Source organism: Phenylobacterium sp., assembly GCF_046463815.1.
Lineage (GTDB): Bacteria > Pseudomonadota > Alphaproteobacteria > Caulobacterales > Caulobacteraceae > Phenylobacterium.
The window spans coordinates 195273-201929 of the sequence record NZ_JBKBRO010000002.1; the positions used below are offsets into that span (position 1 = coordinate 195273).

At 70.5% G+C, this 6657-nt stretch carries 9 protein-coding genes; 4 read left to right on the plus strand and 5 right to left on the minus strand.

From position 1 onward, the window contains the following. Positions 1–4: 4 nt before the first annotated feature. A complete protein-coding gene (locus ACK4TT_RS02095) occupies positions 5–538 on the minus strand; it encodes a recombinase family protein (protein WP_410212265.1) in 534 nt (177 codons plus the stop codon). 276 nt (positions 539–814) lie between these two features. Between ACK4TT_RS02095 and ACK4TT_RS02100 the strand changes: the two genes are divergently transcribed. Both ACK4TT_RS02100 and ACK4TT_RS02105 read left to right on the plus strand, forming a co-directional pair. Beyond that, entirely contained in the window at positions 815–1126 is a 312-nt protein-coding gene (locus ACK4TT_RS02100; RefSeq protein ID WP_410212266.1) for a hypothetical protein, read from the plus strand. Between the two features lie 197 nt (positions 1127–1323). After that, positions 1324–1548 carry a hypothetical protein gene (locus ACK4TT_RS02105; RefSeq protein ID WP_410212267.1) on the plus strand — a complete coding sequence of 75 codons (225 nt, stop codon included), beginning with the start codon at positions 1324–1326 and terminating at the stop codon, positions 1546–1548. Here ACK4TT_RS02105 and ACK4TT_RS02110 read toward each other — a convergent pair. Both ACK4TT_RS02110 and ACK4TT_RS02115 read right to left on the minus strand, forming a co-directional pair. Then, positions 1545–2411 carry an ATP-binding protein gene (locus ACK4TT_RS02110; protein ID WP_410212268.1) on the minus strand — a complete coding sequence of 289 codons (867 nt, stop codon included), beginning with the start codon at positions 2409–2411 and terminating at the stop codon, positions 1545–1547. The genes ACK4TT_RS02105 and ACK4TT_RS02110 overlap by 4 nt on opposite strands. After that, a complete protein-coding gene (locus ACK4TT_RS02115) occupies positions 2309–3175 on the minus strand; it encodes a histidine kinase dimerization/phospho-acceptor domain-containing protein (RefSeq protein ID WP_410212269.1) in 867 nt (288 codons plus the stop codon). The genes ACK4TT_RS02110 and ACK4TT_RS02115 overlap by 103 nt, the downstream gene beginning before the upstream one ends. A gap of 279 nt (positions 3176–3454) precedes the next feature. On the opposite strand from ACK4TT_RS02115, the gene ACK4TT_RS02120 reads away from it, so the two are divergent. Both ACK4TT_RS02120 and ACK4TT_RS02125 read left to right on the plus strand, forming a co-directional pair. Beyond that, on the plus strand, positions 3455–4522 hold the full coding sequence (locus tag ACK4TT_RS02120; protein ID WP_410212270.1) for a phytase: 1068 nt from the start codon (positions 3455–3457) through the stop codon (positions 4520–4522). Positions 4523–4591: 69 nt separating this feature from the next. After that, positions 4592–5131, plus strand: coding sequence for a GNAT family N-acetyltransferase (locus ACK4TT_RS02125; protein ID WP_410212271.1), 540 nt, complete (start codon positions 4592–4594; stop codon positions 5129–5131). On the opposite strand, the gene ACK4TT_RS02130 is transcribed toward ACK4TT_RS02125, so the two are convergent. Continuing rightward, entirely contained in the window at positions 5132–5704 is a 573-nt protein-coding gene (locus ACK4TT_RS02130) for a cold shock domain-containing protein (protein WP_410212272.1), read from the minus strand. Between the two features lie 17 nt (positions 5705–5721). Next, positions 5722–6171 carry a host attachment protein gene (locus ACK4TT_RS02135; protein ID WP_410212273.1) on the minus strand — a complete coding sequence of 150 codons (450 nt, stop codon included), beginning with the start codon at positions 6169–6171 and terminating at the stop codon, positions 5722–5724. Positions 6172–6657: the final 486 nt, after the last annotated feature.

The following is a 6657-nucleotide window of genomic DNA, read 5'->3' on the forward strand; positions in this document are numbered from 1 at the left end:
GGGATCAGTCGCCGATCGCCTCCCAGACCTCGTTCGGCGAGACCTGGAAGAGCAGCCCGATGGAACGGAGCGAGGCGCCCTCGCGATGAAGTTTGCGGGCGTAGTCCACCTGGTACTTGGAAAGCGGATTGCGGCTGCCGCTGCCCGTGCGCGACCCCGCACCCGGCGGCATGCGGCTGGGCCTGCGGCTCTCGTGTTCGGCGAGCAGGGAGAGCACGCGAAGGACGTTTTCGGTGGGCTGGAGCGCGGCCTGGCCGTCGACGCCGTCCCCCAGGATGCGCAGCGTCACGCGCACCTCGAGGAAGTTGCGGATGAGCTGGGCCAGTTCGCCTGTGGATCGCTGGAAGGCGTCGAGGCTGTGCACAAGCACCTCGTCGCCCTCCTTCAGGCCGAACAGCAGCCGCGCCAGGCGCCGCTGCGCCTCGGGCGTGGGCTGGCCCTCCTGCAGGACCACGTCGCAGCCGGCGGCGTCGAGCAGCCGGCGTTGGACCGCGACGGGGGGCAGGCTCGGGCTTTCCCGGACAATGCCGTAGCGCACTGGCGAGCGTTCCCCACCTCGATCTGACGCATGGGGTTGACGCCGTGGCGGCCCCCTCTCCTCGCGGGGACTATCCCCGTTCCGTGCGACAGCCGGGTGACGCTTCGATGATGCAAACACGAAAGGGCGCGTCGGAAGGCCTCCGGAAGGCGCGCGGGGGCCGTGCGGGGGTGCGACGTCAAATACTGTCATAAAACTTTCGCAGAGCCTGGCTATACGATAAGGTTTTCCTCCGAGAAGGCGGCCTTGAGTCCGCCCAACCTTAGGAGGAAGTCCATGCGTCTCATGATCTGCGCGGCCGCCCTGGCGGCTCTGGCGGGTGGAAGCGCCATCGCCAAGGAAGCGCCCAATGCGGCCCAGGCGGCGAAGGACGCGGTGGTGTCCGACGCCGGCCAGACGCCGAAAACCCTTTATATTTGCGAGGATTCCGCCGAGACGCGGCGGGCGTTCGCGCGGGAATATGGCGTCGTCGAGTTCGTGAAGGCCGAGGAGGTGCGCGCGGGCGGCGAAGCGTGGTCCGCACCGAAGTGCATCACCAGCGTCGAGGCGCGGCGGCTGAAGGCGAAGCGGCTCGCGAGCGCCCACTGACCGCTTATGGCAAGTGTTCCCGGCGACGGTGCGGCGGCGGATATAGTCCGTACACAGACTAAAGTCCGATTTGTCCGCTCCGTCTTGTCTGAATACATGTCTATGCGCTAGCTGTTGTCTTGAGGTCGCGGCGCGGCAGGTCCGTGCGCGGTCGCGGGTCGGAAGACGCCGTGGAATCGGGACACCAGAGGTGCGTCTTGCAGCTGACGACTGAAGGCCTGGCCCTGCTGAAGGCCCTGGATCGCGACGGCGTGGTGGCCGTTCCCGAGGAATCCCCCACGCGACGGACGCTGGAACGCCTCCAGGAGGAGGGTCTCGTGCGCGTCTCCGGCGGCGAGGACGCCGAACGCCGCCGGCTCTACGTCCTGTCGGGCCGCGGCGTGCGCCTGGCCCGCAGCACGGCGCTGGCCGCCGCCGGCTAGCTTTCCACCAGGATGCGGGATCGGGCGGTGTCCTCGGCCGCCGCATCCAGGTCCAGCACCGCCGTCATCGCCGCCAGCAGCCGCTCGGGCTGGATGGGCTTCTCCACCACGCCGTTCACGCCGCATCGCCGGTAGAAGGCCGCGTCCGCGGGATCGGCGTTGGCCGTCAGAGCCAGGATCGGAGTCTGTGATGCGGGCCCGGCGCCCGAGCGGATCCGGCGTGTGGCCTCTACCCCGTCCATCACCGGCATCTTTATATCCATGAGGATCAGGTCGAACCGGCCGGTGGCGGCGGCCTCGACGGCCGCCGCGCCGTCGTCGACGCATTCGCTGCTGCAGCCGAACATCTCGCAGAGGCTGGAGGCCACCAGGCGGTTGGTGGCGTTGTCGTCGGCGATCAGCACGTGCAGCCGCCCGGCCGAAGCGCTTTCCTCAGCCTGCGTCGCGTCGGCCAGCGCGCCGGGATCGGGCACCTGATAGAGCGGGGCCTCGAAGGTGAAGACGGCGCCGCCGGTTGGACTGTTGCGCGCGTCGATGCGACCGTCCATGCGCTCGATGATCTGCCGGCACACGGCCAGGCCCAGGCCCGCGCCGCCGCGCCGGACGCCTTCCTCCGTCTGCTGAAACGGCTCGAAGATGGTCTCCAGGCGCTCGGGCGGGACGCCGGGGCCGCTGTCGGAGACCACGCCCTTCAGGCGCACGCAGCCGCCATCCTCGACGGCGGAGAGGTGCACCTCCACCGCGCCCTCGGAGGTGAACTTCAGCCCGTTGCCGACCAAGTTGTTGAGGATCTGCCGCAGGCGGACGCGGTCGCCCAGCACCCAGAGGTCCGGCGGCCCGTCGTAGGTTCCGGTGAGGCGCACGCCCTTGATGGCGGCTTGCGGCGACCAGAGGTCGAGCACGTCCTCGAGGATGCCGGCGGCCGGCAGGGCTCCTCGTCGAGCTCCAGTCCGGCCGCCTCGGCGCGCGACAGGTCCAGGGCGTCGTTCAGTAGGCGGAGCAATACGCTGCCGGACTCGATGATGGTGTTGACGAGAGGCTCGTGCTCGGACCCCGGCAGTTTGCGCCGCAGGATCTCGGCGACGCCCAGCACGCCGTTCAGCGGGGTGCGGATCTCGTGGCTCATCACCGCCAGGAACCGGGCCTTGGCGGCCAGGGCCTCATGAGCCTGGGCGCTGGAGGCGCGGGCGGCGTCGGCGAGCCTGGTCATCTCGCGGGCGTGGGAAGAGGTCTCGGCCGCGGAGGCCTGCAGCAGCGCCAGCATGGTGCCGACGCCGGCGTAGCGGCCGCCGCAGGTGACGATGAACCCATGGAGCAGCTCGGACGGACGCTCCTCCAGGATGCGGCCGCAGAATTCGGAGACGGTGACGTCGCCGTCGGCGATCAGCGGGTCGGTCTTCATCCAGCCGGCGATCGGCCGGCGCGACCACAGGGCGTAGCCGTACTGGGCGGCCATGCGCACGAGGAAGGTGTTGCGCTCGATGAGGCCGATGGGGCGGCCCGCCTCGTCCACGACCGCGATGGCCAGGGTGTCGGGCTCGGTCTCGAAGCGCCGGTAGATGTCGCCCCCGGTCGCCGTGGCGAACACCGGGGCGATGCAGGGCGCAATGTCGAGCAGGATGGCCATGGAAACCGCGTCTTGGGAGGCGCTCCGTTTCTCGCCGTCCATCCCTAATGCGGGGTTAGGCTGCCGGACCGGTTTCATGAATGTTTTGCGAAACTTGCATGTCACGGAGGGGCGGGCCGAGTGGGTGGCCGGCCTCTGTCCATCGCCGCGCCTGGCGGATGAAGCCGCATGGTTTGACGTGAATAGTCTCCGTCAATATCAGGGGTGTGAATCGATTTTCTTGTGGAGTCGGCGTCGGTGAGATCTTCGCTCCGGAATTATTACAGTTTTGCGTCACTCGTGGCCGCCTCTATTCTTGCGAGTTCCTGCGTGGCGGTCGACCCGGAAGCGGTCTCGGATTCCAAGCGCATGCTGGTCGGCGTGGGCGCGCCGGTCCCCGCGGCGGCCGAGACCGAGGCCGTGGCGACGCGCCGGGCCGACGCGGCCGACGACGCGGAGATCTGGGTGGACCGGGCCCATCCGAACCGCGGCGTGATCGTCGGTACCGACAAGCAGGCCGGGCTCTACGTCTATGGCCTGGACGGCAAGGTGCGGGGTTTCCTGCCGGAGGGGCGGCTCAACAACGTGGACCTGCGCGACGGCTTCCCAACCCCAGGCGGCCGACGCGTGCTGATCGCCGCCAGCGACCGCGGCCGCATGGGCGCGGCCCTCTACCTGATGGATCCCGCCACCCTGGAGGTGAAGCCCTGGGGCGTGGTCCCGCTCGACCTGGCCGAGCCCTACGGCCTGTGCATGGCCAGGCTGGGCGACGCCTTCGTGGTGATCGTCAACGGCACGGACGGCCAGGTGCGCCAGGTGCGGGTCGAGGCCGGCGCCGACGGCGCGCCCAAGGCGGTCGAGCAGCGGCGCTTCGGCCTCTCCAGCCAGACGGAAGGCTGCGTCGCCGACGACGCGGAGGGTGTCCTCTACATCGGGGAGGAGGCCAAGGGCGTGTGGCGTTATCCCCTGGACCCGGCGGCGGGCGCCGAGGGCGCGCTGATCGCCGAGGCGCCGTCGACGATGCTCCAGCCCGACGTGGAGGGCCTGACGATCCTGCGCGAGGGGCAGGCCGCCTGGCTGATCGCCTCCAGCCAGGGCGACAGCGCCTTCGCGGTCTGGCGGGTGGACGGCGAGGCGCCGGCCTATGCGGGGCGCTTCTCGGTGATGGGCGCGAACGGCGCGGACCCGGTGACCGGCACCGACGGCGTGGCCGCCCTGGGCGGCCCGGTCGGCCCCTATCCCGAAGGCCTCGTCGTCATGCAGGACGACAGCGACACCGACGGCGAGGCGCCGGCTCCGGGCCGGGACCGCCAGAACTTCAAGTTCGTGGACTGGCGCGAGGTGAAGCGGGCGCTCTCGCTGAAGTAGCCTTGGCGCCGGGTTGCGGTACAGCTAGCGCGGTCGCCACGGGATTCGGCGGCCGCCGCGGAACCGTCCATGACCTACTCGCAAGCGCCTGAACTGCTCACCGACCGCCTGCTGCTCAGGCCCCACAGGCTGTCGGACTTCGACGACAGCCTGGCCATGTGGAGCGATCCCGAGGTGGCGCGCTTCATCGGCGGCAAGCCCTCGACCCGCGACGAGGTCTGGTTCCGGCTGCTGCGCTACGTCGGCCTGTGGGAACTGCTGGGCTATGGCTACTTCGTGGTGACCGATCGCGAGACCGGCCGGTTCCTGGGCGAGGTGGGCGTGGCCGACTTCCACCGGCCGCTGCCGCCGACGTTCTCGGACTTCCCCGAGGCCGGCTGGGCCTTCGCGCCGGCCGCGCACGGGCGCGGGATCGCCACCGAGGCGGTGCGGCGGCTGCTCGCCTGGTGCGACGAACGCTTCGAGCGGACGGTCTGCATGATCGACCCGCAGAACGCGCCGTCGATCCGCGTGGCCGGGAAGTGCGGCTTCCGGGAGTACGAGCACGCCGCCTATCGGGACGGCCAGACCATCCTGTTCGAGCGGCTGCGCCCGCCGTCCCGCGACTGATCAGGCGTGGTGGTTGCGGCCGCCGACCAGGTGCACCGTGGACGCCTGGGCGCCCTTCTCGCCCTCGGCCTCGGCGAAGCGCACGACGCTTCCGTTCGTCAGGCGGTCGAAACCGCCGTTCAGCACGGCGTTGCGGTGGAAATAGACCTCGCGGCCGTCGCCCGTCTCGATGAAGCCGTAGCCCTCCTCGGGGAACAGGCGGACGACCCGGCCCTGGGGCGGCGCCTCGTGGACCTTCACCTCGCCCTGCATGCGGCGGCGGCGGTCCTGCAGCCGGCGGCGCGCCGCGGCGAAGGCGTCGCGGACCGTCACGAAGGCGTCCTCGTGGGTGTGGTCGGCCGGCGGGTTGCGGTCGATCACCACGTCGCCGCCGGCCGGCGTCGTGATCTGCAGGCGCACAGCGTAGAGATCGCCGTGGCGCCGGCGATGGGCGCGGCCGATCACGGCCACCCGGCACGAGGTGATGCGGTCGTGGAAGCGCTCAAGCTTCTCGGCCTCGCGCTCGATGCGCTGCTGCAGCGCCTCGCTCGCCTCAAGGCCGCCTTCGAAGGTGATCTGAAGGGGGATCTGCATGGTCGTGATGGGTCCTCTCAGGAGACGAAGCCGCGATGGGCGTCGGCCAGCCAGGCGCCCAGCTCGTGGTCGGGCGCCTTGGTCAGGTCCTTGCGAAGCGCGCCGGCCACGGGCGCGCGGTCTTCCAGCCGCGTCCTCAGGCGGCCGATGAGCTGGGGCGGGGCAGCCAGGAACACGCCGTCCAGGCGCCGCGTCTTCATCAGGACCGCGGCCCGCTCCGCGACCTCGGCCATGAAGGCCTCCTTGGCGGGGCGCAGGTAATCCTCGCGGCCCACGGCCGAGCGGCGGGGCGAGGCGCTGGAATGGGTCCGGACAGGAGGGCTGGCGCGCAGTTCGGCGCGGAGCTGCTGCAGGGCGGAGGTGTGGTCGAACTCGTCCACCGTCACGAATGCGCCGTTGCCGGCCGAGCGTTCGACGAAACGGGCGCGCCCGCCGTCGGCGAGCACGAAGAGCAGCTTGCGTGGCATGGGTTTCACTTCCGGTGCGCCTTGGCGTCTATGGGGCAGCGTCGACCCTGGCCGGAGCGGTCGCCTTGACCTCGCTCAACGCCGCGCGCCCCACGCGCCTCCACGGGGCTGTCCGACTTGGCCGGAGACGGGGATCTCGCCCGCGCCGAGGCGGCCCGCCTTCACCTGCTTGACGCCGAAGGGAGGACGAGGCCCGCGCCGCCTTCCGCGTTGTTGGAAGGATCGGCGCGGGTCCGGCCGCCGGCTTCGCCGACAGGCTGGTTCACGACGGGCCGATCCGCATCCTGGGGAATGTTTCACCGCCCGCGTCGCCACTCCTGTCTCCACGCGACGACGCCGGGTAAGAGAACATGGTTATCCGATCGCTGCGTTGACGCGCGTCAACGGGGCGGCTTTGCGTTCGCCACGGTTCCCGCCTACCTAGCGCCGGATGACACGGCGCCCGCCCCATCGGCTCAGTGTGGCCCCCATGATGGACTGGACGGA

Bases quoted from the DNA above. Each gene is read 5' to 3' on its own strand.
- ACK4TT_RS02100 (WP_410212266.1), top strand. From the start codon at position 815: ATGCGTCTCATGATCTGCGCGGCCGCCCTGGCGGCTCTGGCGGGTGGA.
- ACK4TT_RS02135 (WP_410212273.1), bottom strand. From the start codon at position 6,171: ATGCCACGCAAGCTGCTCTTCGTGCTCGCCGACGGCGGGCGCGCCCGT.
- ACK4TT_RS02130 (WP_410212272.1), bottom strand. From the start codon at position 5,704: ATGCAGATCCCCCTTCAGATCACCTTCGAAGGCGGCCTTGAGGCGAGC.
- ACK4TT_RS02115 (WP_410212269.1), bottom strand. From the start codon at position 3,175: ATGGCCATCCTGCTCGACATTGCGCCCTGCATCGCCCCGGTGTTCGCC.
- ACK4TT_RS02125 (WP_410212271.1), top strand. From the start codon at position 4,592: ATGACCTACTCGCAAGCGCCTGAACTGCTCACCGACCGCCTGCTGCTC.